At 69.7% G+C, this 24,871-nt stretch carries 18 protein-coding genes and 1 pseudogene; 7 read left to right on the forward strand and 12 right to left on the reverse strand.

Annotation, left to right across the window (positions count from 1 at the left end; genetic code table 11):
• Positions 1-312: pseudogene (locus QHF83_RS28080) on the reverse strand (hypothetical protein); the annotation flags it as partial.
• 182 nt (positions 313-494) lie between these two features.
• Positions 495-2,072, reverse strand: a complete 1,578-nt coding sequence (locus QHF83_RS28085; protein ID WP_282421036.1) for a protein kinase — start codon at positions 2,070-2,072, stop codon at positions 495-497.
• A gap of 148 nt (positions 2,073-2,220) precedes the next feature.
• Here QHF83_RS28085 and QHF83_RS28090 point away from each other — a divergent pair, with 148 nt between their 5' ends.
• Positions 2,221-3,741: a ferritin-like domain-containing protein gene (locus tag QHF83_RS28090; protein WP_282421037.1), complete on the forward strand. Its 1,521-nt coding sequence runs from the start codon at positions 2,221-2,223 to the stop codon at positions 3,739-3,741.
• A gap of 112 nt (positions 3,742-3,853) precedes the next feature.
• Complete coding sequence (locus tag QHF83_RS28095; protein WP_282421038.1) at positions 3,854-4,927, forward strand: hypothetical protein; 1,074 nt, start codon at positions 3,854-3,856, stop codon at positions 4,925-4,927.
• 360 nt (positions 4,928-5,287) lie between these two features.
• Here QHF83_RS28095 and QHF83_RS28100 read toward each other — a convergent pair whose 3' ends face one another.
• The 3 genes from QHF83_RS28100 to QHF83_RS28110 all read right to left on the reverse strand — a co-directional run bounded on the left by QHF83_RS28100 (position 5,288) and on the right by QHF83_RS28110 (position 10,831).
• The gene (locus QHF83_RS28100; RefSeq protein WP_282421039.1) at positions 5,288-6,112 is read right to left on the reverse strand and encodes a hypothetical protein; all 825 of its coding nucleotides are present in this window, start codon (positions 6,110-6,112) and stop codon (positions 5,288-5,290) included.
• Between the two features lie 477 nt (positions 6,113-6,589).
• Positions 6,590-9,922, reverse strand: coding sequence for an ATP-binding protein (locus QHF83_RS28105; protein WP_282421040.1), 3,333 nt, complete (start codon positions 9,920-9,922; stop codon positions 6,590-6,592).
• Between the two features lie 261 nt (positions 9,923-10,183).
• Positions 10,184-10,831, reverse strand: coding sequence for an HAD-IA family hydrolase (locus tag QHF83_RS28110; protein WP_282421041.1), 648 nt, complete (start codon positions 10,829-10,831; stop codon positions 10,184-10,186).
• A 137-nt stretch (positions 10,832-10,968) separates the two neighbouring features.
• Here QHF83_RS28110 and QHF83_RS28115 point away from each other — a divergent pair, with 137 nt between their 5' ends.
• Complete coding sequence (locus QHF83_RS28115; RefSeq protein WP_282421042.1) at positions 10,969-13,131, forward strand: hypothetical protein; 2,163 nt, start codon at positions 10,969-10,971, stop codon at positions 13,129-13,131.
• Here QHF83_RS28115 and QHF83_RS28120 read toward each other — a convergent pair whose 3' ends face one another.
• From QHF83_RS28120 to QHF83_RS28140, 5 genes are all read right to left on the reverse strand, one after another.
• Positions 13,132-13,581, reverse strand: a complete 450-nt coding sequence (locus QHF83_RS28120; protein WP_282421043.1) for a hypothetical protein — start codon at positions 13,579-13,581, stop codon at positions 13,132-13,134. It abuts the gene before it with no gap.
• Positions 13,582-13,608: 27 nt separating this feature from the next.
• The gene (locus QHF83_RS28125) at positions 13,609-14,169 is read right to left on the reverse strand and encodes a hypothetical protein (RefSeq protein WP_282421044.1); all 561 of its coding nucleotides are present in this window, start codon (positions 14,167-14,169) and stop codon (positions 13,609-13,611) included.
• Positions 14,166-14,732, reverse strand: coding sequence for an RNA polymerase sigma factor (locus QHF83_RS28130; RefSeq protein ID WP_282421045.1), 567 nt, complete (start codon positions 14,730-14,732; stop codon positions 14,166-14,168). The genes QHF83_RS28125 and QHF83_RS28130 overlap by 4 nt, the downstream gene beginning before the upstream one ends.
• A 188-nt stretch (positions 14,733-14,920) precedes the next feature.
• Positions 14,921-15,988, reverse strand: a complete 1,068-nt coding sequence (locus QHF83_RS28135; RefSeq protein WP_282421046.1) for a hypothetical protein — start codon at positions 15,986-15,988, stop codon at positions 14,921-14,923.
• 31 nt (positions 15,989-16,019) lie between these two features.
• Positions 16,020-16,643: a hypothetical protein gene (locus QHF83_RS28140; RefSeq protein WP_282421116.1), complete on the reverse strand. Its 624-nt coding sequence runs from the start codon at positions 16,641-16,643 to the stop codon at positions 16,020-16,022.
• Between QHF83_RS28140 and QHF83_RS28145 the strand changes: the two genes are divergently transcribed.
• The 4 genes from QHF83_RS28145 to QHF83_RS28160 all read left to right on the forward strand — a co-directional run bounded on the left by QHF83_RS28145 (position 16,589) and on the right by QHF83_RS28160 (position 21,711).
• Positions 16,589-18,334, forward strand: coding sequence for a YifB family Mg chelatase-like AAA ATPase (locus tag QHF83_RS28145; RefSeq protein ID WP_282421047.1), 1,746 nt, complete (start codon positions 16,589-16,591; stop codon positions 18,332-18,334). The genes QHF83_RS28140 and QHF83_RS28145 overlap by 55 nt on opposite strands.
• A gap of 80 nt (positions 18,335-18,414) precedes the next feature.
• Entirely contained in the window at positions 18,415-19,440 is a 1,026-nt protein-coding gene (recA, locus tag QHF83_RS28150; protein ID WP_282421048.1) for a recombinase RecA, read from the forward strand.
• A gap of 55 nt (positions 19,441-19,495) precedes the next feature.
• Positions 19,496-20,020: a single-stranded DNA-binding protein gene (gene ssb / locus QHF83_RS28155; protein ID WP_282421049.1), complete on the forward strand. Its 525-nt coding sequence runs from the start codon at positions 19,496-19,498 to the stop codon at positions 20,018-20,020.
• Between the two features lie 104 nt (positions 20,021-20,124).
• Complete coding sequence (locus QHF83_RS28160; RefSeq protein ID WP_282421050.1) at positions 20,125-21,711, forward strand: DUF4215 domain-containing protein; 1,587 nt, start codon at positions 20,125-20,127, stop codon at positions 21,709-21,711.
• A gap of 14 nt (positions 21,712-21,725) precedes the next feature.
• Here QHF83_RS28160 and QHF83_RS28165 read toward each other — a convergent pair whose 3' ends face one another.
• Positions 21,726-24,101: a caspase family protein gene (locus tag QHF83_RS28165; RefSeq protein WP_282421051.1), complete on the reverse strand. Its 2,376-nt coding sequence runs from the start codon at positions 24,099-24,101 to the stop codon at positions 21,726-21,728.
• 20 nt (positions 24,102-24,121) lie between these two features.
• On the reverse strand, positions 24,122-24,814 hold the full coding sequence (locus tag QHF83_RS28170; RefSeq protein WP_282421052.1) for a hypothetical protein: 693 nt from the start codon (positions 24,812-24,814) through the stop codon (positions 24,122-24,124).
• Positions 24,815-24,871 lie beyond the last annotated feature (57 nt).

Raw genomic sequence — 24,871 nt, forward strand, 5'->3', positions numbered from 1 at the left:
AGGCGCGGCCGGAGTCGCCGCAGGGGGCGCCGCCTGTGCTTTGGCGCCTGCCGGAGGCGCGGCCGGCGCAGCGGCGGGAGGCGCCGCCGGTGGAGCCGCCGGTGTGGCCTGCGCCTTTGCGGCCGGGGGCGCCGCGGCCGGCGCGGCAGGCTTCGCAGGTAATGCTCCTCCCGACTTCGGTGCGTCCGCCGCGGCGGGAGATGTCATGCTCGCCAGTGCTGCCGCGAGCCCGAGCGCGGCCCACGCCGCGCGCCCCTGGTTCGGTGTGCGCCGGATCTCACTGTCCGGCCGAGCCAACCATCGTCGTTCCATGCGCCGGCATTGGAACGCACCCCCGCGCCGTTCACAAGAAAAAAGGTACGCCTTTTCCGTGCCGTACACTTCCGTCCGCGTCGTTGGTCCCCGGTCGCCCGACCTCCCAGTCAATTGGAGCGGCGTTCCATGACAGAAGAATATTCTGGTGGTGGTTTGTCTTCCCTTATCGTTCTCGTATTTCAACGCGCCCGGCGCCGACGCTCGCCGCGCGCTGCCCGCAGGCCTGCCTCTTCCTCGGCGAGCGCCGCGAGCTCCGCGCCCTCCTCCGCCTCCCGCGCGTCCTTCTCGGGCCGCGGCAGCTCCTCGATGCGTTTGCCTCCGGCCGCGATCCGCATGCGCTCTCCCCCGCGCTTTCGCGCGAGCTTCTCCCGCCGGATCTCATGCCAGAGGCGCAGCTCCTCTTCCTCCTCGGGGGTGGGATCCACCGGGGTCAGATACTTCACCGCGTGCGCGGCGAGCCCCACGCCCCAGCCGAGTACCGGGAAAAACCACCACATGCCTCCCGCCGTCAGCATGTCGAGCAGGAAAAAAAACACGCTGAACACGCCCCACATCGCCGCGTGCCGGACGAGCCTCTGCTTTTGACGGGCCCGCCGCGCGGCCGGCCCCTCCGCCGGGACCCGAGGCGTCGCCGGCGGGGCCGAAGGCGTCGCCGGCGAGACCGGATCCAGCGCCGGCCTGAGCGCCACGAGCGCCGCGCGGAGCTCCTCCTCCGCGACCCCGACTTCCCGCGCCGCCGCCGCGAGATCCGCATACGCGTACTTGCGCCCCTCCGCCTCCATCTTCGCCTTGCGCTCGAGCGCGAGCGCGATCGCCTGCCCGAGCTCCTGCGTGGAGTAACGCCCCGCCGTGATCGAGCCGGGCGAAGGCCGCGGGGCCACGCGCGGCTCGCCCTTCGGCCCCTTCGAATCCGCCTCCTCCGCGAGCGGCTCGAGCAGCTCCACGATGTCGTCCATCGATCCGTATCGCTCCGCCGGCAGACGCCCGAGCGCGCGGCTGAAGACCTCGCGCAGCGCCGCCGGCACGCCCTCGGCTTGCATCGGCCGCGGCGGCTCCGACATCATCGCCGCGACGATCGAGAGCGCGTCGTGCGCGTCCCACGGCCTCGTCCCCTCGCAGAGCTCGTAGCCGAGCACGGCCCAGGAGAACTGATCCGTCCGCCCGTCCGCGGCCTTCCCGCGCACCTGCTCGGGCGCCATGTACATCGGCGTCCCGAGCACGCCGCCCGTCGTGGCGAGCGACGCCGCGTTCGGCTTCGCCGTCGGGCCCGCGGGATCCACGGGCGCCTGGCTGCGCCGCGCAATGCCGAAGTCGAGCACCTTCACCCGCCCGTCGCGCCGGACCATCACGTTCTCCGGCTTGATGTCCCGGTGCACGATCCCCGCCCGATGCGCGGCCGCGAGCGCGCGGGCCACGTCGATGAGCCAGCGGATCTTGCGGCGGACGGGCACGCTCGGGTCGCCGACGTAGGCGCGCATCGTCTCGCCTTCGACGAGCTCCATCGCGATGAAGGGCTGCCCCTCCCATTCGCCCGCGTCGTAGATGGCGATCGCGTTCGGGTGATCGAGCGCCGCGACGGCCCGCGCCTCGCGCAGCGCGCGCGCAGCCGCCTCCTCGTCGCCGGCTGCGAGCGTCTTCAGGGCGACCTTGCGATCGAGCTTCAGATCGTGGGCGCGATACACGACGCCCATGCCGCCCTCGCCGAGCACGGCCTCGATCTCGAAGCGACCCGCCACCACGTCGGAAGCTTTCAGCATACGGCGCGCGAGGGTAGCGCCCGCCGCGCCGGCGCGCGAGCTTTCGATGCGGGCGCGAGGGTGCGCCGGATCTCGACATCATCCTTCCTTCCTTTGGGGCCACGGGCGCCGTACGATCGGGCTCTCCACTCCACGAGGAGGAACTCTCATGCATGATCGGCTTGCTTTTCTTTCGTTGCGCCTCTCGATCTTCGCCGCCCTCGGCCTCTCCGCGATCGCCTGCGGATCGACCGTGGATGGCGGCGGCGAAGGTGGTGCCGGCTCGGGGGCGAGCTCCAGCACGAGCACGAGCTCGAGCTCGAGCTCCGGCGGTTCGTCCGGCTGCGTCGGCGGAACGCCCATTCTGCTCGCGGACGGCACGGACAGCGGCTACATCCGCTGCGACGACGGCACGATCCACCGCGCCGCGGCCGTCGCGTGTGATCCCACGATCCAGGCGGCCGCCTGCGAAGGCACCGAGATGTACAAGGACTGCACGTCGGACGCCGATTGCACGGCCAAGCCCCATGGCAAGTGCATCCACCACGACGGGAACTTCGAAGTCCCCGGGCCCTCCTGCGGCTGCGTGTACTCCTGCGCGAACGACGCCGAGTGCGGCGCCGATTCGGTCTGCGTCTGTCAGGGCGTCGTCGAGAATGACGTCTCCTGGTCGCGCTGCTCGGCCATCGCGAAATGCGCGACCGACGCCGATTGTGCGAGCGGCGAGTGTGGCATCACCTCGTTCAACGACGGCTGCTTCCAGCAGATCGGCCTCGCCTGCCGCGCGGACACGGACACGTGCCGCGTCGACGCCGATTGCATGGCCGGTTCTTCTTGCGCGACGCTCCCGTACAGCACGGTCGGCGAGGCCGGCACGTTCAACTGCGAGACGCAAAACTGCGCGATCGGCCGGCCCTTGCTCGTCGCCGGCGCGGCCCGCACCGCGCCCGCCTCGAACCGCGTCGACTGGATCCTCGCGGAGATCACGCCCGACACGGAGACGCTCGATCCGGCCGTCCGGACCGCGCTCGCCGAGGCGTGGACCGAGATCGCCGCGCTCGAGCACGCGTCCGTCGCGAGCTTCGCGCGTTTCACCCTCCAGCTCATGGCCCTCGGCGCGCCGCCCGAGCTGCTCTTCGCCGCGCAACAGGCCGCCGCCGACGAGGTCGAGCATGCTCGCGTCGGGTATGCCCTCGCGAGCCGGTATGCCGATCGCCCGATCGGCCCCTCGAAGCTCGATCTCACGGGGGTCCCGCTCGACACGGATCTCCGCGTGGTGCTCGGCTCCCTCATCGAGGAGGCCTGCGTGGGCGAGACGATCGGCGCGGCCGAGGCGCTCGCGCTCGCGGGAATGGTGCGTGATCCCGTCCTCGGCCAGGTCCACGCGCGGATCGCCGAGGACGAGCAGCGCCACGCCGAGCTCGCCTGGCGCACCTTGCGATTCCTGCTCGCCGGCGCCGACGAGGACACGCGCCGCTTCGCGCGCGCCGCGTTCGATCGGGCGATCGAGGCCGCGTCCGCGGACCCGTCGATCCGTCGCGCCGTCGTCGCCGAGGACGTCGGTCTTTTGTCCTCCAAGCAACTTGGCGCCCTCCGCCGGCAGGCTTTGCGTGACGTCGTGCGTCCTTGCGCCGATGCGCTCCTCGCGCCCGTCGCCGCGCCGATCGTCTCGGCCGACCTCAATGCCTGAGCGGCGCCGCGCGCGCTCGTGACCCCGCGCGGCTCTGGGGTCCACGGCCCATAGCCGCGCGTTTCTCCCTTGACACAAGCGCGAAAAATCCGGTCTGCTGATCTCTGACCGCATGCTTCGCCGTGCCCGCGCCCCGATGGCCCTCGGCGGCCTCGCGCTCCTCGCGATGGGGCTCGCGTCCCTGTTGCTGGGCTCGCGATCGGCGCCCATGGCCTCGGCGGCCGTGCAGGTCGAGGCGCCGATTTCCCCGCCCGCGCCTCCGCCCCCGCCCGCGAGCGCATCTCCCGCGACGGTGCCCGCGGTCCTCGCCGAGGAATCGCCGCCCGCGCCTACGCCCGTCGCGACCGCGAAGCCGGGCGAGCGCGCGGACGCCCATTTCGATCGTTCCTGGCGCGCGCCGCTCGCCGGCGGGCTCTTGATGTTCCCGCCGTCGTGGTCCTCGGAGGACGGCCAGTACGACCTCGTCCTGCACCTCAACGGCAACACCGACCTCGTCGAGGAAAACTACGGATTCGCGGGCGTCAACGCCGTCGTGGCCATCCTGAACCTCGGCGTCGGCTCGGGCGTCTACGAGGACCGGTTCGCCGATCCCGCAGGCCTCCGGCTCATCCTCTCCCGCGCGCAGGACGTCATGGTCGCGCGTGGATTGAAGAACGCCCGCCTCCGTCGCATCGGCCTCTCGGCCTGGAGCTCGGGCTACGGAGGCATCATCAAGATCCTCCAGCACGAAGAGTTTTTCGATCGAATCAACGCGATCGTCCTCGTCGACTCCATCCATTGCGGATACGACCCGCACTCGAAGGCGCTCAAGCAAGACCAGATCGAGCCCACCCGGCGTTTCGCGAAGAGGGCCGTGGAGAGCAAGGCTCTGCTCACGATCGTGCACTCGGAGATCGAGACGTACGGTTATCACAACGCGCACCGCACGACCGATTTCGTGCTCGAATCGGTGGGCGTCGCGCGCACGGCGACGAACGTCTTTCAGCCCTTGCCGAACGTCCCGGCGATGAAACACGTCGTGCCGAACGCATACATGAAGCCGCTCGAACCGCTCACCGAGGCGCACCGCGGCGAGCTGCACGTGCGCGGGTACAGCGGCACCGGGCCGTACACGCACATGCTGCACCTCATTCAATTCTCGACGACCGCGCTGCCGGACCTCGTGGCATTCTGGGGCAGGCGGTAGCAGCACCGGCCACGAATCTCATCTGGGAGGCGTTGCGCTGGGGCGTTGCCCCAGGCCCCACCAGGGGCTATCCGCCCCTGGACCCGGACCAGCGCAAGCGCTGGACTCGGGGTCGATGAACTGCGCGATGCGCAGTTCATCGAACGAGCCGGGTCAAGACCAACGACGACCCTGCCAGCCGAGACCGCCGTGACTGGCAACGCTGTGTCTGGTCTTGCCACCGGCCCGTTGGAAGAACTGCGCGGAGCGCAGTTCTTCCACCCCGAGTCCAGGGCTTGCCCTGGTTCGGGTCGAGGGGCGAACAGCCCCCGCGGGGTCCGGGGCAGCGCCCCGGCTCCACGGTCCCAGATGAGACCCCGCTCAGCCTCCCGGCGCCGCGGGCGCCTCGGTCGTCTCCTCCGACAGCTCTTCCTCGCCGGTGTTCGGATCCACGTCGGGCGCGCTTCTGCGCGTGCGAATGTGGTGACGAATCGCCTCGTTTTGCTTCACCACCGGCGCGAGCAGCGCGCTCCGCATCTGCGCGTGGTGCTCCGTCGGCTCGTCGTACGTGCCGAGCACCTTGGCGACGATGCGCAGAAGATAGTTCTGCCCGACCTCGCGCGCGGCCTTCACGACGCCGAATTCGAGGTTGTCGACCTTCTTCAAGGCCTCGTCGTATTTCTGCGCGAGGCTCGCGACTCGGTCCGCGTTGACCGAGAGGCCGAGCTTCTGCACGAGCGGCGCGAGATCGCCCTGCAGCTTTCCGACGATCGCCTTCACCGTGACGAGCTCCACGTCGTACGGGGCGCCCGTCACGGCCGCGACTCCATTGGGGAAGACCTCGTGCAGGAAGTGCTCGACGTCCGCGATGAGCGCCGCGTCCTCGACCTCGTCGGCGCCCTGGATGAGCGCTTCCCCCGCGTCACGCAAACCGGACAGGCCCTTGTCGAGCCGGATGTCGGCTTGCTGGAGCGCGCTCTGGTCGCGGACCTGCTTGGCCGAGCGCTTGCCCGACCTGCGCTGCGTGGCCCAGCGCTGCTCGAGCGCGTGGGTCTTCTCGTCCGCGGCGATGGCCTCCGTGGCGAGCGTCTCGATGGCGGGCGCGTGTAGCTTCTGCGCGATCTCCCGTACGCGATAGAAGGTGTACCGACGCCGTCCGGTCGGGAACTGGTTCAACTGGAGTAAGTCTGTGAGGTCAACCAGCATCGCAGCCATGCTCGTCGCATGACAGCGGGCGTGTCAAGGCGAACGTGCGGCCCCGAGAGGCCCCTCGGCGTTGGAATCTTGCGTGCAAACGGGCCGCGGAGGCCTCGTGCCGGGAGACGCCGCGCGTGCAGGGGGGCCGCGGAGGCCTCGTCGTGGGGAAGGTCGGTCATGCAAGGGGCCCCGGGGGCCCTGGATGTGCGCGGGCGCGGGCGTTCGAGGCGGGGCGAGGCCCGGGAGCACGGCGAGCCGCGGCGGGAGACGGGGCGCTCCGGGGTCAGGCGACGACCGGCGCTGCGTGCGTAAGAGGCCCTCGGGGCCTCCGACACGAGCGACCGCGCCCAGCGGGGGGGCCCTCGGGGGCCCGCGCATGGCGAAGCGCGGTCAGCGCCTCCCCCCTCGGGGGTCTCGGCGCGGGGAAGGTCGCGCGATGGCCGGGCCCAGGGTGGATTTTGCTGGGCCAGCGCGACGGAGAGGGGCCTACCCCTTGCCTTCGGGCTGCGGCCGCACGCCCAGAAGCGCCGCATGGAGCGTGTCCATGTCGACGGGCTTGACCAGGTGTGCGTAAAACCCCGCCGCGCGCGCGCGGTCGCGATCCCCCGGCTGCGAATATCCGCTCAGCGCGAGCAGGCGCAGGGGCGACGGCGAGAGCTCGCGGAGGCGCTCGGCGAGCTCGTAGCCATCCATCACCGGCAAGCCAATGTCGAGCACCGCGATCTCGGGCCGGAAGATCCGGCCGATCTCGAGGCCACTCGGACCGTCGAACGCCACGCGGGTCTCGTAGCCGGCCGCGCGCAGCGCCTCCGCGAGCAGCACGGCGGCGTCCTGGTTGTCGTCCACGACGAGCACACGGCACGGCGACGCGGACGCCTCGCCCATGGGCCGCGCCCAGGCGCGCGGCGGCGGGGCCACCCTCGACGCGGCGAGCGGCAAGCGGACGATGAATTCGCTGCCGAGGCCGAGGCCCGCGCTCCGCGCCTCGATGCGCCCGCCATGCGCCTCCGTCAGGTTTTTCACGATGGCGAGGCCGAGCCCGAGGCCTCCCTCGCTCCGATCGATCGCCCGGCCGCCTTGCACGAAGAGATCAAAAATGCGCGGCAGGAAATCGGGGGTCATGCCGATTCCCGAGTCCCTCACGCGCAGCGTGGCCCATTCGCCCTCGCGGGCGGCCAGGATCTCCACGTGGCCCCCCTTTTCGGTGTACTTCGCGGCGTTCGTCAGGAGGTTTCCGACGACCTGCGCGAGCCGCATCTCGTCCACGTCGACGACGAGCCCCTCCTCCGGCACGGCGACGTGCAAGGTATGGCCGCGCTGCTCGATGAGCGGGCTCGATTGCTCGATGGCCTTCGCGACCACCTGCGCGAGCGGGACGGGACGGCGCCGCAGCTCGATCTTGCCGCGCGCGATCCGCGAGACGTCGAGCAGATCATCCACGAGCCGCACGAGGTGCTGCACCTGCCGCTCGATGACCGCCCGCTCCCGCTCGAGCGCGGAGCCATTGCGCAGCCGCATGAGCTCGAGCGCCGTGAGAATGGGGGAGAGCGGGTTTCTGAGCTCGTGTCCGAGCATCGCGAGGAACTCGTCCTTCGCGCGGCTCGCCGCCTCGGCGCGTGATTTCGCCTGCGATCGAGCCTGCGAGAGCGAGATCTGGGAGGCGACGCGCGCGACGAGCTCGCGGGCCGAAAACGGCTTGATGAGGTAATCGTCGGCGCCGGCGTCGAGGCCCTCGACCCGCGCCGCCTCGCCCGCGCGCGCGGAGAGCATCATGATCGGAATGGAGGACGTCCGCGGGTCCTGCCGGAGCTCAGAGAGGAGCGCGAATCCATCCATGCCCGGCATCATCACGTCGCAGAGCACGAGGTCCGGAGGCGAGCGCCGCGCCTCCGCGAGCGCCGCCATTCCCGTGGGCACCGCCGTCACGTCCCACCGCGGGGCCAAGAGTCGTCGCAGGTACTCGCGCATGTCGGTGTTGTCGTCCACCACGAGGACGCGCGCCCGCGACGCCGCCTCGCGCGAGGTGGGCTCGCTCGTCGCGGAGAAATGCAGCACGTGCTCGTCGGACGCGGGGAGCCAGCCGAGGGCCTCTTCGAGGAACGGCGCCGGGCCGATCGCCGTGGAGGCGAGCGAGAGCGGCGCGCCGACGCGATCCGCCGGCAAATGCGCGGCGCCCGTGGGCACGCGGATGCGGAACGTGCTGCCGCGCCCGACCTCGCTCTCGACCTCGATTTCGCCGCCGTGCAAGCGCACGAGATCTTGCACGAGCGAAAGGCCGATCCCGGCGCCCTCGTGCGTCCGGGACCGCGCGCCATGGACGCGGTGGAATCGTTCGAAAATCTTCGGCAGCTCGGCCGCGGGGATCCCGGTGCCCGTGTCCCGGACCGTGAGGATCACCCGATCCCCGGCGGGGCGCAGCGACACGACAATCTCGCCATCGAACGTGAATTTGAGCGCGTTCGAGAGGAGGTTGAGGACGATTTTCTCCCACATGTCGTGGTCGACGTACATCGGCTCGGGCAAGGGCGGGCAATCGATGCCGAGCCGCAACCCGGCGCGCTCGATCGCCGAGCGGAACGTGGCGGCGAGCTCGCCGGTCAATCGGGCGAGGTCCGTCGCGACGAACGACGCGTCGAAACGCCCCGCCTCGATACGCGCGAAATCGAGCAGGCTCTTCACGAGCTTGAGCAGCCGCTCGGCGCTCCGTTGCGCGAGCTCGACGTGCGCCCGTTGCGCCTCGGTGAGCGGCGGATCGCCCATGGCGAGCTCTTCGAGCGGGCCCAGCATCATGGTGAGCGGCGTGCGGAACTCGTGGCTCACGTTGCTGAAGAACGTGGTCTTGGCCCGATCGAGCTCGGCGAGGGCCTCGGCGCGCCGCCGCTCGGATTCGAGGGCGCCGGCGTTCGTCAGCGCGCTGCCGATCTGGGCCGCGGCGAGCTCCAGGTAATTGCGATATCCAGCGTCGAGCCGCAGCCGCGGGCTGATGCCGAGCACGAGCGCGCCGGCCCTCCGGCCGAGGCCATGATCCTCGATGGGCAGCACGATCGCTTGCTCGATCGGCTCGGGCCACGGCCCACACGAGAGCTCTCCGACGCGCCTCCGCACGTCGTCGAGGACGATCCCGCCGCGCTGCGCCTCGAGCTCGCCGATCGGCCAGGGCCCCTCCGCGTCCTCGGGCGACGGCGCCCAGCACGCGCGGTGATCCGCGGGCAAACCGGACATCCCCGCGAGGCGCGCGACAGCGCCGGTCTCGTCGAGCAGATAAAGCAAAACGAAGGGGACGTCGTTTCGATTTTCGGCGAGGTGCGTTGCCGCCGTCTGGCAGACCTCGACCTGCGAGCGCGCGCCGAGCATCGCGGCGCCGAGCGCGCCCAGGTTTTGCAGCCGTCTGCGCCCGAGCACCTCGCCCGTCTCCTCGGAGCACGCGCAAAACACGCCCGCGATGGCGCCGCTGTCGTCGTTGATGGGGCTGTACGAATACGTGAAATACGCCTCTTCGGTGTACCCGTTCCGATCGACGGGCAGGAGGACCTCGTCGCCGGAGAGCGAACGCCCTTCACGTAAAACCGTCTCCGTCCAGGGGCCGATGATGTGCCAGATCTCCGACCATACCTCGGACGCCGGCCGCGCGAGGGCGGTCGAGTGCCTCTGGCCGAGAATGGGCACGTACGCGTCGTTGTGAAAGCTGAGGAGCTTCGGTCCCCACCAGACGAACATGGGGTGCCGGGCGCCCAGGATCATCTGGATCGCCGTCTTCAGGCTGCGATCCCAGGCCGCGGGCACACCCAAGGCCGTGCCTTGCCACGCGTGCGCCCGCATGAGGGCGCCCATTCCTCCACCCCCGCGGAGACAATCGGCCGTATTCGAACACGCTCCGTCAGGGGGCGGTAGTTGCATCATTTCTCGAGGGAGGACACGCGAACGGGTCCGGGCACGACGACACTAAAGGATCTGTATGTCCCGCGTCGCTCCGTATCTTCTTCGAAAAACGGAGGATGTGGTGCAGGAATCCCTCGTCGGGGGAACCCTGACCGGAGTCCGGCGCTCCCCCAGGAATCCGCTCGTTTGGCCCGAAAAACGTCAGCTCAGGACGAGCGGGACGAGGTCCTCGGGTTTTTCGAGCCAGTGCGAGGGCTCGGACGGGGCGAGGTGGGCGCGTGTCATTGGGCCCCAGAGCGCGGCGCCCGTCGCGACCCCGGCGCTCTGCCCGGCGTGCATGTCGTGCAGGCTGTCGCCCACGAAGATCGCGTCCTCGGGCCGGGATCCGAGCCGCGCGAGGGCGAGCTCGACCGGCTCCTTGTGCGGCTTCGGGTTCGTCACGTCGTCGGCGCAGACGAGCACCGAGAACGCGTCCAGAAGCCCCGAGACCTCGAGCCCGCGCAGGGTGCTGTGCCGGTTCTTGCTGGTCACGATCGCGATCTTGACGTCCGCCTCGGCGAGCGCGCGGACACAGGCGACCGCGCCGGGGTAGGGCCGCACGCACGCGTCGTGATGCGCGAGGTTGTAGGCCCGGTACGTCTCGATCATCGCGAGCACGGCCTCGGGATCGTCGGAGAAGCCGGCGAGCTGCGCCTTGAGGGGCGTGCCGACGCCGCGGAGGAGCACGTCGTCCTCGCACGGAGGCAGGCCGTGGACGGCGAACGTGTGATGATAACTGTCGAGGATGAGCCGGATCGAGTCGATCAGCGTGCCATCGAGATCAAACAGGACCGTCTTGTATCGCCGCATGAGTGCCGCGTCATTACCACATTCCCGCCCGGGCGCACGCGGCGCGGTCGCACGAGCGGACAACCGGAGATTTCGGGGAACTCGACCAGGCGCGGCGTGTCCCTGCCCCTGCCGCCCAGAACCCCGAGGCCCATTCGATGCTTTCGACTCCGCGCTACTTTTCCGCCATCCTTGTGACCGCGCTGCTCGCGACGAGCGGGCACGCCCTGGCGCAGACCGCGCCGAAGCCGCCGCTCCCTTTGAAGACCGTGCGACTCTACGAGTCGGGGGTCGGGTACTTCGAGCGATCGGGCAGGGTCGGTCGTGATGCCGGGCTCGCGTTGCCCGTGCCAGTCTCGCACCTCGACGACGCGCTGAAGACGCTCGTCGTGCTCGGGACCGACGGGAAGACGAGCGTCGCGGGCATCGAGTTCGCGAGCAGCATCAGCGTGGAGAAAGGCCGGGCGCTCGCGGGTTTGCCCGACGGATCGGGCCCCGTGACGCACGCGAACCTGCTCCGCAGCCTGAAGGGCAGCGGCATCGAGCTCCGCACGGCGCGCGAGACCGTGAAAGGAAAACTCGTCGACGTGCTCGACCCGAGCGACGACGAGCCGGGCCCGTGTGTACCGGTCGCCGAGGACGAGGGGGCAAAAAAGCAAGGCGAGGGCGCGCCCGCCCGGTGCGTGCCGCGAAAAGAGACGACGCTGCTCGTCCTCACGACGGAGGCCGAGATCCGCAAGTTTTTCCTGTCCGACGTGGTCGGCGTCAAACCCACGGATCCTTCCCAAGGCGCGCGCCTCGGCGCGAGCGCGTCCGTGGCCTCGCCGCAAGGCGCGTCGGCGCGTCGTGATTTGCGGGTGCTCGCCGAGAGCACGTCCGACGTGACGCTCGGGTATGTCGCGGAGGCGCCGGTGTGGCGCTCGACGTACCGAATGGTGCTCAGCAACAAGGAGCAACGCGGCATTCTGCAGGGCTGGGCGCTCGTGCACAACGACACGGACGAGGAGTGGAACAAGGTCAAGATCGAGCTCGTCAACGGCCGCCCCGATTCGTTCCTGTATCCGCTCGCGGCTCCGCGCTACACGCGCCGCGAGCTCCTCACGCCGAGCGAGCCGCTCTCCACGATCCCGCAGCTCGTCCTGCAGACCGCGGACGCGATGTGGAGCGAGATGATCGGCGATACGTTCGGCGCCGGCGCCGGCGGCCTCGGCCTCTCGGGCTACGGCGAGGGCGGGGGCGGGCGCGGAGAGGGGCTCGGGGTCGGTAGGATCGGCACGATCGGGCACGGGAGCGGCACGGGCGTCGGCGACGGATCGAGCACGGTGCTCTCCGTGGGGGATCTCGCGAAGATCGCCGAGGCCGAGGGCATGGAAGCGGGCGCGCTCTTCCGGTATTCGATGCCCGCTCCGATCGACCTCCGGGCGCACGGCTCGGCGCTCCTGCCGTTTTTGCAGCAATCGATCTCCGCGCGGCGGATCGTGTGGTTCGGAAGCGCGGGCGACGTCGGCCGGAGCGCGGCGCGCATCAAGAACGACACGAAGCAGACCTTGCCCGCGGGCCCCATTTCGTTCTTCGCCGACGGAGGTTTCGCGGGCGAGGCGCAGATCGACCGCCTGAAGCCCAGCGAGACCCGCTTCATCGCGTTCGGCACGGACATCGACGTCGAGCTCATGCAAAACAACATGCTGGTCACGGACGAGGTGCAGCTCGTCGAGTACCAGGGGGATCAGCTGGTCGAGCATTTCATCCGGCACACGCGCGTCGATTACACGATCGAGAACCGGAGCGGCGGGGCGCGGACGGTCTTTTTGAACCTCAACCTCGTGCGCAACGCGACCGTGAACGGCGCGGACGAGCTCGATTTCGACGTCGTGTCGAACAAGCCGCTCGCGGTGTTCGCGAGCGAGCCGCGATCGAAGAAGGTGCGGCGCATCGAGGCCGACGAGGGTGTGTCCCGGCAAACGGACATCCGTACGCTGAGCCCGCAGGCGCTGCGGGCCATGGCGGCCGCGCCGAAATTGTCCGCGGCGCAGCGTGCCGCGCTCGAAGAAGCGGCGAAACACCTCACGGATGCCGAGGCGCGCGCGAGCCTCTTGCCGAAACGCAGGGCGGATCTCGACGAGCTCATACAGGATCTCGGCCGGCTGCGGGGCTACCTCGCCGCGACGCAATCGAAGGACGACGGGGAGAAGTTCACGAAGCAGATCCTGGAGAAGGAAGCACGGGTGAAGGAGCTCCGCACGCGGATCGCCGGCCTCGGGACCGAGGTGGAGGGATATCGATCGCGGGCACGGACGGCGCTGCAGAAGCTGCGGAAGTAATCAGGCGCCCGGCGGCTCCTCCCGGCTCGACGACGCCCACGTGTGTTCGAGCCGCGCGAGGAGCAGGGGCCCGGCGATCCGCTCGTAGCCGGCCCGGAGCAGGTCGTTCGCGGTGGCCGGCTCCGTGATCCCGTCCGTCGCGACGGTCACGTGCGGAATGGCATTCTCCGTAAAACCCTGTTCGAGGAGCCTCCCGTCTTCGAGGAGGAGCCCCACGACCACGGCCTCGACCCCGCCGTCGTCCCGCCGCGCGTACCCCGTGACGGCGAGGGTGAAAGCGCGGCCGAGGTCACTCGCCGTGAAAGGAGGCGGCAGATCGGCCGGGTTTTTCGTGCCGTACCGCAGGGTGCAATGATGGGCGATCGGGCGGGGCAAGGTGCAGAAGCGCCGCCGGAGGATCTCGGCGGAGGGCGGATCGAGGACGAGCGCGAAATACCCGTCGGGGTGCATGGATCTGCCGAAGCTTAGCGGAGAACGTCAGCGCGCGCCGCGGGAAGCATTGCGGAGGCGCACCAGGAGGACGCGGGCGAAGCGGCGGAGCTTCTTCCAGAGCGACGGAGGTTCCGCCGCGGCGGTGTCGAGTGGCGCGGGCGCGGCGGCCTCGGGCTCGGCCGTCTCCTCGGCCCAGGCGACGAGGCGTTCCCGCAAGGGCGCGGGCGCCGGGACGCGTGGCGCGAGCGCTTCGAGGACGACATCGAGCTCCTCGGGGAATGGATCCGACGTCTCCTCGGCCCAGGTCACGAGCTTCTCGCGCAGCGCTTCCGGCGCCCGCGTGTCGGGGTCGGGCGCGAGCGCCGCCAGCACCGAGCGCAGGATCGGATCGGAGGCCGGCGCCGGCTCCGGCGCGTCGCTCGGCGGGAGCTCGGGCAGGACCAACGGCGCGGGCATCGGGCGCGGCGCCTGCGGCTCGGCGCGCTTCTTGGCCGCCGCCTCGCGGACGTCGTTGCGCGGGCGGACGAAGAGCGTGATGAGCTTCGCGAACCCCTTTTTCGGCGCGGGCGCCGGGGTTTGTTGCTTCCTCGCCTGCGAGTGCTTCATAAGTTGCTCCCGAGCTCGAGCTTGAGTTTTTCGATAAGCCGTGAGAGCCGCGATTTGACGGTCCCGAGCGGAATCGAGAGCGCCTGCGCGATATCCTCGTAGCTGAGGTCCTCGTGGTATCGGAGCAAGAGGAGCGCGCGATCGGTCTCGTTGAGGTCCTTCACCACGTCGTTCACGCGCTCGGCGCGTTGCCTTTGCTCGATGCGCGAGATCGGGTCCGTGCTCGCCGGGTCCGTGGCCTCGTCCGCGCCAAGACCCTCGGATACCTGCCGCTCCCGCTCCCGCACCCGCATCCGACGCGAGTCAATCGCCTTGCGCACCGCGATCTTGACGACCCACGCGTGCTTGTCCTCGACGGACGCGTCGTACTGGTGCGTGCGCAGAGCCACGATGACCGCCGTGAAAGCCTCCTGGGCCGCGTCGTCGACGTCGGGGCCGGCGTGGAGGATGCTGCGGACCCACCCGTAGATGAAATCCGTGAGCGTGCCCCCCGCCACCCTGTCGCCCCGAGCCGCCGCTTCCAGCAGGTCGACGGTGATGCGGTGCGTTGCTTGTCCCTTCATCATCAAACGTCCGGCCGTACCACGAACGAGGGGCGCGGATGGTTCCCGCATTTCGAACGTCGCGACGTCGCAACGTTCGAAATGTCGCTTGATGAAACGTCGCCGCGTACCACCAACGATGGGGGCGGATGGTTCCCTCGTTTCGGACGTCGCGACGTCGCGGTGTCGCTTCCGGCCGGCCGGGCCCTTCAGCGCCGCTCGGGCAAGACGATCACGGTCCCCTCGGACGAAAGCTCGAGCCTTCGCCGTGTGGATCCCTCCGTCATTTCGATTTCCATCTTGCCGGTCGTGATCACGCGCGCCGTGGGGCGCTTCGGCGCCTTTCCGGAGGGGCGCCCGACGGCGATGGGCGCGGGCCAGAGCTCTTTGCCGCGCTCGTCGTACCGCATGGCGAACACGGCCTCCTCGCGCCGCGCCAAAGGCCCTGCGGCCGAGCCCGCGCCGACGAGGACAAACGTATCCTCGGCATCGACCAGGATCCCGACGGCCGCACCCGGATCCGGCTTCCATGGCAGTGTGAGCCCGGATCGGCCCCACGCGCGCATGCCCCGCTCGTCGATCCGCGAGGCGCGCGCCTCACCTTCGCCCGAGGCCACGACGACGTGCCCGTGCCCCGGCCAGTACAGCGCGGAGATGGCCTCGCAATGGGGGATCTCGAGGGCCTCGTAATCGGCGAAGATCCCGCCCTCCGAGGTCCAGGCGCGGAGCGCCGCGAGCTCTCCTGCCGCATCACAAAAGGCGACGCCGACGGACGACTCCGGGCCGCGCACCACCGTCATTTCCCGCACGCCCGGCACGATCCCCGCGAGCGGCATTTCCTTCGTCCACGCCCGCGTGCCGTCCGCGGCGACGACCAGCACGAGCGGTTTGTCGGGCTGTGACGAGTCTTCGATCAGGAGCGCCTGCCGATCGCCCGGGAGGGTCTCGACCTGCAAGGAGAGTGGGAGCCCCACGTTCGCCCCGAAATGCGAGAGGACGGCGTCACGATGGTGGGAGAGATGCGGGTCATCCTCGAACCGTTTGACCAAAAAGCGCCGCGGTTCGGTCGCCGGCAACGAGCGATCGGAGGGCACGTCGGGCGCGGGCGCGAGGTCGGGCGGCGGAGGCGCGGGCATTGCGGCCGCGGAAGTGGCTTCCGGCGGAGAGGCGTCGGTCCCCGCGTCGCCCGGCGCGGCGCTCTCGTCGCGGCGGCATGCGGGGAAAACCACGAGCGCGGCGGCGAGGAGGAGCGTACTTGACGAACGCCTACGAATCATCGCGCGGAGTGTACCGCCCGGACGAGCCGTCTCAAGGGCCGTCGAAGGTCGCGACCTCCGAGACGTAGGCCTCGTCGCCGCACGTGCTCACGACGACGAGCGAACGTGAGCGCTGCCGCGGCAGTGGGAAAAACGCGAGGAGGCGCGTGCCGCCGTCGTCCCGGCGCTGGGTGCCGGGCGTGACGAGCGTGGTCTTCGTGCCGTCGAGCACGACGACCGTGGAGACGCAGGCCTTCGCCTCCGCAGGCAAATCCGCGGTGCAAGACTCGGTCGTGCACGCGAGCGCGAGGGGGCGCGGCAGGAGCGCGCGGGCCGGATCGAGATCGATCTCGGCGTGGAACGAGCCGTCCTGCTCCTCGATACGAAAATCACGGCCGGGCACGAGCACGATCGGGCGACGGCCGGGGACGTGGACGAGCAGCGGAATGTGATCCGGATGTACATGGAGCGCGCCGTACGTCCCGACGAACCGTCCCGACGTGTCCACGGAGAATGCGCCTTTCGCGCCCTCGAGCGGGACCACGAGCGCGGCGTCGGTGCGCGCGGGGAGCAGGATTCGCCCCTCGACGTGGACGCGGGAGGTCCGGTCGCATCCCGCGATTGCGAGCGCTCCCAGCCCGAGCGCGACCATGGATCGAACGAGGCGACGCCCCATCGGCGACGACCCTACCACGCGCGCCGGGAAGGCGGGACCCCTGGCGGCCGCCAGGCGGACCTTCATGCCGCCACCCCCGGCAGCGCGAAAAAAACAGGTTTTTCCGCATTTTTCGGCCCGGTACGGCGCTCGCAGACGGGGCGGGGATGCAGGCGACGGCCCTGACCTTCATTCTCGTGGGCCTCGATGCGTCTCCCGTGCGCGTCGAGGTGGACTCCGGTCGCGGGCCGGCGTCGTTCCAGCTCGTCGGGCTCGCCGAGGCGAGCGTGCGCGAGAGCCGCGTGCGCGTGCGCTCGGCGCTCTCGCAGATCGGCGTGGCCCTCGACGAGCACGTGATCACGGTGAACCTCGCGCCCGCCGATCTACGCAAGAGCGGCGGCGCCTTCGATCTGGCGATCGCGATGGCGGTGCTCGGCGCGCTCGGCAAGGTGCCGGGCGAGTCGCTCCGCGGGCTCGCGTTCCTCGGCGAGCTGTCGCTGACGGGCGCGATCCGGCCCGTGCGTGGGGTGCTCCCGGCGCTGCGCGGCGCGGCGGCGCGGGGGCTCGGGCGCGCCGTGGTTCCGCGGCACAACGGGGCGGAGGCGGCGAGCGTGCCGGGGCTCGAGGTCCTCGTGGCCGATCACCTCGGCGACGTCGTGGCGGCGCTCGCGGGGGAAGAGGATCTCCCGTCGGCCGGGCCGCGGCCGTCGCTCGCGTCAGACCTCGCGGAGGCGGCCGTGGATCTCGCGGAGGTGCGAGGCCAGCACGTGGCGCGGCGCGCCCTCGAGATCGCGGCGGCGGGCGGGCACAACCTCCTGATGATGGGCCCGCCGGGCGCGGGAAAAACCATGCTGGCGCGGCGGCTGCCGACGATCTTGCCGCCGCTCTCGTACGACGAGGCCCTCGAAGTGACGGCCATCCACTCGGTGGCGGGGCTCTTGCCCTCGGATCGAGGCCTCGCGCAGGCGAGGCCGTTTCGCGCGCCGCACCACACCGTGAGCCCCGCGGGCCTCGTGGGCGGGGGCGATCCGATCCGTCCCGGCGAGGTCTCGCTCGCGCACCACGGCTGCCTTTTCCTCGACGAATTGCTCGAATTCAAGCGGAGCGCGCTCGAGGTGCTGCGGCAGCCGCTCGAGGACGGCCTCGTCACGATTTGTCGTGCGCAGAGCCGCGTGGCGTTCCCGGCGAGGCCGCTCGTGGTCGCCGCGGTGAATCCATGCCCGTGTGGTTTGTTCGGGGACGAGAAGCGCCGCTGCGCTTGCACGCCCGAGGGCGTGCGGCGTTATCGAACGCGTTTGTCCGGGCCACTTCTGGATCGGCTCGATTTGCAGGTGCCGCTGCCGCCCGTGGACGTCTCGCACCTCGCGGGCAAGGAGCGCGGGGAGGCGAGCGCGGAGGTGCGGCGGCGCGTGATCGCGGCGCGGGCGATCCAATCGGCGCGGCGGGAGGCGGGCGAGACGAGCGCCCCGACGAACGCGGAGCTCGGGCCGCGCGACGTCGAGCGGGTGGCGGCGCCGGACGCGGCGGGCCGGGCGATCCTCGGGCAAGCGGTGGAGCGGCTCGGCCTCTCGGCGCGGGCGTACGGCAAGGTGCTGCGCGTGGCGCGGACGATCGCGGATCTCGACGGCGGCGGCGCGGTGCGGGCGAGCCACGTGGCCGAGGCGATCCAGGCGCGGCTGCTCGATCGCGACGGCGCGGCGGCTCGGCGCTAGCCGACCAAGAAAAACGATTTTTTTAGCAACTGGTTTCGGCGGCGGTCGAAGTAACGGGCAAGAAAGGCGGTTTTCCCATGATGACGGAGCTCTTGGAGAAGATGCGGACGGTGAAGACGGTCGTTGGCTCGATCGAGAAGCAATTCGGCAAAGGGGCGATCATGTCGCTCGGGGACGAGGCGGAGACGGACGTGAGGGTCATCGGCACGGGGTCGATGGCCCTCGACGCGGCGCTCGGCATCGGCGGCTACCCGCGCGGCCGGATCGTGGAGATTTACGGCCCGGAGAGCGGCGGCAAGACGACGCTCACCCTGCACGCGATGCGCGAGGCGCAGGCCGCAGGCGGCGTGGCGGCCTTCATCGATGCCGAGCACGCGTTCGACGTGACGTATGCGCGCGCCGTCGGGGTCGACACGGAGCGGCTGCTCGTCTCGCAGCCGGATTGCGGGGAGCAGGCGCTCGAGATCGCAGAGACGCTCACGCGGAGCGGCGCGGTCGACATCGTGGTGGTCGACTCCGTGGCGGCGCTCGTGCCCAAGGCGGAGATCGAGGGCGACATGGGCGACGCGCACATGGGGCTGCAGGCGCGGCTCATGAGCCAGGCGCTGCGCAAGCTCACGGCGATCGCGCACCGGACGGGCACGACGCTCGTGTTCATCAACCAGCTCCGGCACAAGATCGGAGTCACGTTCGGCAACCCCGAGACCACGACGGGTGGCAATGCGCTGAAGTTTTACGCGAGCGTCCGGCTCGACGTGCGCCGCATCGGGCCGGTGAAGGTCGGCGACGAGGCGGTGGGCTCGCGGACGCGGGTGAAGGTGGTCAAGAACAAGCTCGCGCCGCCCTTCCGCGAGGCCGAGTTCGACATCCGCTGGGGGACGGGCGTCGACGCGGCCTCGGACCTCATCGATTACGGCTGCCAGATCGGCATCGTCGAGAAGAGCGGGGCGCACCTCTCCTTCGGCGGCGAGCACCTCGGGCAGGGGCGCGAGCGCGCGCGGGAGACGCTGCTCGCGAACGAGCGGCTCTTCTCGGCCCTGCGCACCGCGGTGATCGCGGGCTCGGAGGCGCGCGTGGGCGCGCGGCCGGCGGAGAAGGCGGCCTGATACCACATTTCAGGAAAAACCATTCCAATCGGCAGAGACGAAAGCGGAGGACGACATGAGCGACGGCTTGAACAGGGTGGTACTACTCGGCAACCTCGGCGCGGATCCGGAGCTCCGGTATGCGGCGAACGGGACCGCGGTGTTGCAATTCCGCATGGCGACGAACGAATCGTTCCTCGATCGGAACCGCGAGCTCACGGAGCGGACCGAGTGGCACAGCGTGGTCGTGTTCGGCCCGCGAGGCGAGGGGCTCTCGCGGGTGCTCGCCAAGGGATCGTGCGTGCTCGTGGAGGGTACGCTGCGCACGTCGAGTTACGAGAAGGACGGGCAGAAGCGGTACAAGACCGAGGTGCACGCGCGTGACATCTGCTTCGCGGGCGGCCCCTCGCTGGCGGCGCAGCGCGAGCACGCGGGGGCGATGCGGCGCGATGTGGACGACGACATCGCGCCGCTGGAGACGCCGCTCCCGCAGGAGGGGCCGGAGGCCGTGCCGGAGCCCGCGCCGCCGGCCCGTCCCCCGCGCAAGCGGAACGGCGCGCCGCCGCGGAAAACGGAGATGCTCGAAGAGATGCCGTTCTGAAGCAGGATGGGGGGCGACACGGCCCGGGACGCGGGAAAACGCGTCCCGGGCCCACGGCTCGGCCTTGTGGCAGCACGGCCCCCGTGGCAAATGTCGGGCATACCATGGCACTGCGACTTACCACCACGCCGATTCTTGCCCTTCTTTTCGCCGGTTTTGCTGCTGCCAGCGGTTGCGGCCGCTCGGTCCCCGGCACCAGCGACGGCGGCTCGGACGGCGATGGAGGGTTTGCCGGAAACGGCGGCACGGGGGGCTTCGGTGGCGTCGGAGGCGTGGGCGGCGTCGGAGGCGTGGGCGGCGTCGGGGGTGTGGGCGGCGTCGGGGGTGTGGGTGGCGTCGGGGGTGTGGGCGGCGTCGGGGGCTCCGTGGGCTTCTGCGGCGACGGCATCCTCGACGCGGGCGAGCAGTGCGACGACGGTGGGCTGAACAGCGACACCGGCGCGTGCAAGACCACGTGTGAAAAGGCGGTCTGCGGCGACGGGTTCGTCTACGCGGCCGTCGAGGCGTGCGACGACGCCAACGGGGTCGACGGCGACGGCTGCAACCACGACTGCATCCTCTCGGGCACGGTGCTCTACACGGAAAGCCAGGGCGTCCCGGGGTCGACGGGCGAGGAGTTGACGAGCATCCGGCTGGACAACAAGGGAAACCTCGTCGTCGGCGGGATCGTGGGGGTGGCAGGCAACCCGGGGCACTACGACGGGTTCGTCGCCAAGCTCAATCCGCAGGGCAACCCGATGTGGTATCGGCAAATCGACGGGGCGGCGGGCCTCGACGATGGCATTTACGGCGTCGCGGTCGATCCGGCGGGCAACGTGTACGCCGTCGGGTACGAGACCCTGGCCGACGCGACGACGAACCTCATCGCTCGCAAGTTCGACACGAACGGCGAGCCGATGTGGGCGCGAAGCTTCGACGGCGAGGCCCATGGCTACGATTACGGGTGGGGCGTCGCGATGCCGGGCGGGGGGCACCTCTACGTCGCCGGGGGCATGATGACGAACGCCGGGGGGAGCGAGTTCTCCTTGCTGAAGTTGTCCAGCCAAACTGGCCAGATCGTGTTGGAGCGGCACACGGACGGGCCAGGCAACGGGACCGACTCGGCGCAGGGAATCGCGATCCACGGCGTTTTCATTTACCTCGCCGGCTACTTCACGAACGAGGCAGGCTTCACGGACGTTGTGTTGACCAAGCTGCAAGAGAGCGGAGGCGATCTGACCGAGGTGTGGACACGCACCCACGACGGCGCGCTTCACAACGACGATTACGCGCTCTCGGTCGCGGTCGCTCCGGATGGAAACCTCTTCGTCGGCGGCGCCGAGACCACGAACTTCAGCCTCGACGCCTGGCTGCGCAAGTACGATCCGAACGGGCAGGAGCTCTGGACCCGGACCCATTCGAGCCAGATCCCCGCGGGCCCGGACCAGATTTACGCCGTGGCCAGCGACCCGAGCGGCAACGTGGTCGTGACGGGCTACGAAGTGACCCCCTCGCTCTCGACGGACATCTGGACCCGGAAGTACGATTCCGCCGGCAATGTGCTCTGGACCAACGTGCACAACGGCACGGGGGACGGCGCCGATTACGGCGAGGGGATCACCACGAACGACGCTTCCGAGGTGTTCGTCGTGGGCACCGAGCTCACGACGGATCAGGGCTACAATGCCTGGATCCGCAAATTCGCGCCCTGAACCTCTGTCCCCTTTCACGAAGGTTCGGCGGCGCGCTTGCGCGTGTGCCGCCTGCGGGCGCGCGGCACCTCCTGCCAGACGAGGACGGGCCCGAACCCCCAGACATGACCCTCGACTTGCGCCAGCAGCGATTCGGCCGGGATCAAGGCCGGTTGCTTCAGGCTCGCCTCGCGGATGGCGAGCCAGCTTTCGAGGAGCATCGGCGGCACCGAGAGTCGCGGACGCCCCGTGGCTCCCTCGACGCGCAGCGCGAGGGCTTTCACGTCGGGGTGCGCGCCGAGCTTTCTGCGCAATCGGCGGAGGACGCGGGCGAGCAGAGCGCGATCGTCCTCCGTCGGGTCTCCGAGGGAGAGCAGGAGGTGCGCGCCCATGATCTGGAGCATCGGCTCGGCGCGGCTCTGCGTCAGCAAGTCTTGGAGGGCTGCGGCGTCGACCGTGCCTCCTCGCTCCCGCAGTGCGACCCGCACGAGCTCGGTTTTTCGAAGGTCTGATCGTCCGGGCCGGAAGTCTGCCTGGCCGAGGAAGATCGCGGCGCCTTGCAGGTCGGCGCGTCGGCTGTCCGGCGCGTCGCCGTAATCGCGGAGGAACTGGAAGATCTGGGTCTGGAGGCCACGCGTCGCGATCACGGCCTGGCTCAACGTGCCCACCGGCGTCTCGACGGAGAGGCGATAAACGCCGGGGTCGAGCTCGACGGTGCACGTCGTCCATGCCGCCTTGCCTTCGGGCCCCCGCTTGGATGCGCGCTCGAAATCGACGAGCGAACGGCCCTCGATATCGCGCAGATGGAGGCCGGCGGCGGGGTGGGGGACGGGCTTGGCCGGGTTGGGCTTGGCCGTGAGCGTATCTCGCACACACACGAAAAGCGAGCTCCCGCGCCCGATTTTCACGGTCGGGGTCCGGCTCTCGCGCGCAGCGTGGGTGCGGTACGAGGGTGGAGCGTTGGTCGCCGCGAGCGGCGCGGGGGAGGGGATGGTGAGCTCCACCGTGCCGAAGGTGTATTCGAACCCCGGAGCCCGGCTCGCGGACGCCATTGCCGATACGACGTACGGTCCCTCCGGGGGCTGCCTCCTGGCACTCGGGCGTTCAATCGTGGAAAAAATTCCCATGACCCTGGGCGCGACGACCCTGGGCCGGACGACGAGGTAACTCTCGCGGATCTGGTTGCCGATGAACGCCTGAATCTTGAAGAGCCCCGGCCGGGTCAGGGTGTGGTCGCGCTCTCGGGAAAGGGTGATGTAGGGTTTGTAGGAGGCATCGATGAGTTCGAGCTTCGGCGGATCTTTCTTCGTGACCCCCAGGTGGTCCCCGACCTGGACCGTACGGTACGCTTCGTTGAGGGCGACCTTCGCGTCACCCGTCTCGGAAAAGCCGGGCAATTCGAACACTTCCGACCGCCGCCCCGCGCCTTCCACGATTTCGACCATGTAAAGGCCTGCGGGGAGGCGCTCCTCCACGACCTCGGCCTCGGCGATCCGCCTGGAGACGACGTCGAGCGAGCCGCCGAGGACCCGCAGCTCTTTGCCGACGTCTGCCTTGCCCACGTGGACCTCCACCTTGAACTTCGTCCGCGGGGCGTTCGCGACGAGGAGCCGCGACTCCTCCTTGAGCTCGGGGATCTGAGAGGTCTCCGGATCGTCGCTCTCGCGCATCTCGGGGCGGAGCAACTTCCTCATGTTGCTGCGCACGTAGTCGAAGAGCGCGTGGGCGGTGATGACACCATGTTCGTCGCTCGCGCCTCCGCGGAGGCCCATGAGCAGCGCCTGCGTGAAGACGCCACGCATTTTGCCGCCGATTTCGGTCGCGCGCGCCTTCCGGGTCGATTTGGCCGCGTGCATGAACACGAACGAGGCATTGGATCCGCCGGGCGGCAGGAAGGGGTCGCACTTGGGCGGATCGGCGGAGACCTTCGCGGGCGTCGCGCAACAGTCCATGAAGAGGACGACCTCCGCGAAGTGGCCGGGCGCGACGACGCACGCCCGCAGGATGTTCGGGATACTGGAGTGGTTGTACTCGGTTCCGAACGCGTTCGCGGTCAGGAGGACCTTCGTGTCCTGGCCGCCGGGCTCCCGCATCTCGGTGCCGTGACCGGCCACGTAGACATACAGCCGACCGCCCTTCTTGACGCCATTTTCCTTCGGGAGCTCCTCGAGCACCTTGACGATCTCCTTGTTGACGGTCACCTCGTTCGGTTCGGCGTCGGCGGGTGACCTCGGCATGTCCCCGGCTGGCGAGAGGATCTTTTTGATTTGGACCTCGGGAACGTCGCCGCCCCCGGGATCCTTCAGCCAGGCGAAGAAATCCTGCGCGTCGTTCTTCGGGCCTTCCAGCTTTCCGAGACTGGGGTGGTAACGCCAGATGCCCACCACGATCGCCCAATCGTTCTTGGCCATGGCAAACCCCTCCCCGCGCGTCACGGATAGTGCTGCCGGATGAACGCCTTGTCCGTCGCCGAGAGCTCGTCGTTCCAGCCGACCTCGAATTCGTCGAGGGTCCACTCCTTCTTGACCGGGTAGATCATGATCGAGGAGGGATCGAACTTCGTGAAATTCGTCTCCCTGTCCACCGCGATGACGTTTTTGTAGATCACCTCGCGGCTCCAGTTGTTGGGCGGGCCGGAGAGATCGGCGTAGACTTGGTCCTCGTTCCAGCGGATGCCCGCGGCAGGGCTCATGTGCTCATGGATGAGCCCGAGGGCGTGGCCGAACTCGTGCAGGACGACGCGGCGCAGCTTCTCGTCCGGGGTGTTCTCGTCGAACCCCTCGAAATTCATCGTCGGCCGCGTCTTGTCGTTGAACGGGGGAAAATAACACTCCCGCCCCATCGCCGACCAGTGCCCCCGCCACCGGAACGAGATCCGGATCGGCGTGTTCGTTGTATTGCGGCGAAAGACGAACCGGAGGTTCGCGCGGCCGCGCGCGGTCCACTCCTTGGCGAAGGTCTTCACCCGCTCCTGGACCGAGGGAGCTCCATCCAGGAAAGACACCTCGATCCGGTCCCCTGGGTTCCATTTCGCTCTCTCGCGGATCGCCGCCCGGCTTTCGCCAGGGAACTGCTCACCTAGCAGCATGGCTCCACAAAAATCGCGCTCTGCGCCGTTGCTCATGACTGCTCCCTCCCACACAGGACTCCCATTCTCGAAATGGAGCCTCGGTGTCCGAGC

This window comes from Polyangium sp. 15x6, from assembly GCF_029960785.1.
Classification (GTDB): domain Bacteria; phylum Myxococcota_A; class Polyangia; order Polyangiales; family Polyangiaceae; genus Polyangium.

Bases quoted from the DNA above. Each gene is read 5' to 3' on its own strand.
- QHF83_RS28130 (WP_282421045.1), bottom strand. From the start codon at position 14,732: ATGAAGGGACAAGCAACGCACCGCATCACCGTCGACCTGCTGGAAGCG.
- QHF83_RS28170 (WP_282421052.1), bottom strand. From the start codon at position 24,814: ATGAGCAACGGCGCAGAGCGCGATTTTTGTGGAGCCATGCTGCTAGGT.
- QHF83_RS28105 (WP_282421040.1), bottom strand. From the start codon at position 9,922: ATGCGGGCGCACGCGTGGCAAGGCACGGCCTTGGGTGTGCCCGCGGCC.
- QHF83_RS28140 (WP_282421116.1), bottom strand. From the start codon at position 16,643: ATGGGGCGTCGCCTCGTTCGATCCATGGTCGCGCTCGGGCTGGGAGCG.
- QHF83_RS28100 (WP_282421039.1), bottom strand. From the start codon at position 6,112: ATGCTGGTTGACCTCACAGACTTACTCCAGTTGAACCAGTTCCCGACC.
- QHF83_RS28120 (WP_282421043.1), bottom strand. From the start codon at position 13,581: ATGCACCCCGACGGGTATTTCGCGCTCGTCCTCGATCCGCCCTCCGCC.
- QHF83_RS28160 (WP_282421050.1), top strand. From the start codon at position 20,125: ATGGCACTGCGACTTACCACCACGCCGATTCTTGCCCTTCTTTTCGCC.
- QHF83_RS28165 (WP_282421051.1), bottom strand. From the start codon at position 24,101: ATGGCCAAGAACGATTGGGCGATCGTGGTGGGCATCTGGCGTTACCAC.
- QHF83_RS28125 (WP_282421044.1), bottom strand. From the start codon at position 14,169: ATGAAGCACTCGCAGGCGAGGAAGCAACAAACCCCGGCGCCCGCGCCG.
- recA (WP_282421048.1), top strand. From the start codon at position 18,415: ATGACGGAGCTCTTGGAGAAGATGCGGACGGTGAAGACGGTCGTTGGC.
- ssb (WP_282421049.1), top strand. From the start codon at position 19,496: ATGAGCGACGGCTTGAACAGGGTGGTACTACTCGGCAACCTCGGCGCG.
- QHF83_RS28090 (WP_282421037.1), top strand. From the start codon at position 2,221: ATGCATGATCGGCTTGCTTTTCTTTCGTTGCGCCTCTCGATCTTCGCC.
- QHF83_RS28115 (WP_282421042.1), top strand. From the start codon at position 10,969: ATGCTTTCGACTCCGCGCTACTTTTCCGCCATCCTTGTGACCGCGCTG.
- QHF83_RS28085 (WP_282421036.1), bottom strand. From the start codon at position 2,072: ATGCTGAAAGCTTCCGACGTGGTGGCGGGTCGCTTCGAGATCGAGGCC.
- QHF83_RS28110 (WP_282421041.1), bottom strand. From the start codon at position 10,831: ATGCGGCGATACAAGACGGTCCTGTTTGATCTCGATGGCACGCTGATC.
- QHF83_RS28135 (WP_282421046.1), bottom strand. From the start codon at position 15,988: ATGATTCGTAGGCGTTCGTCAAGTACGCTCCTCCTCGCCGCCGCGCTC.
- QHF83_RS28095 (WP_282421038.1), top strand. From the start codon at position 3,854: ATGCTTCGCCGTGCCCGCGCCCCGATGGCCCTCGGCGGCCTCGCGCTC.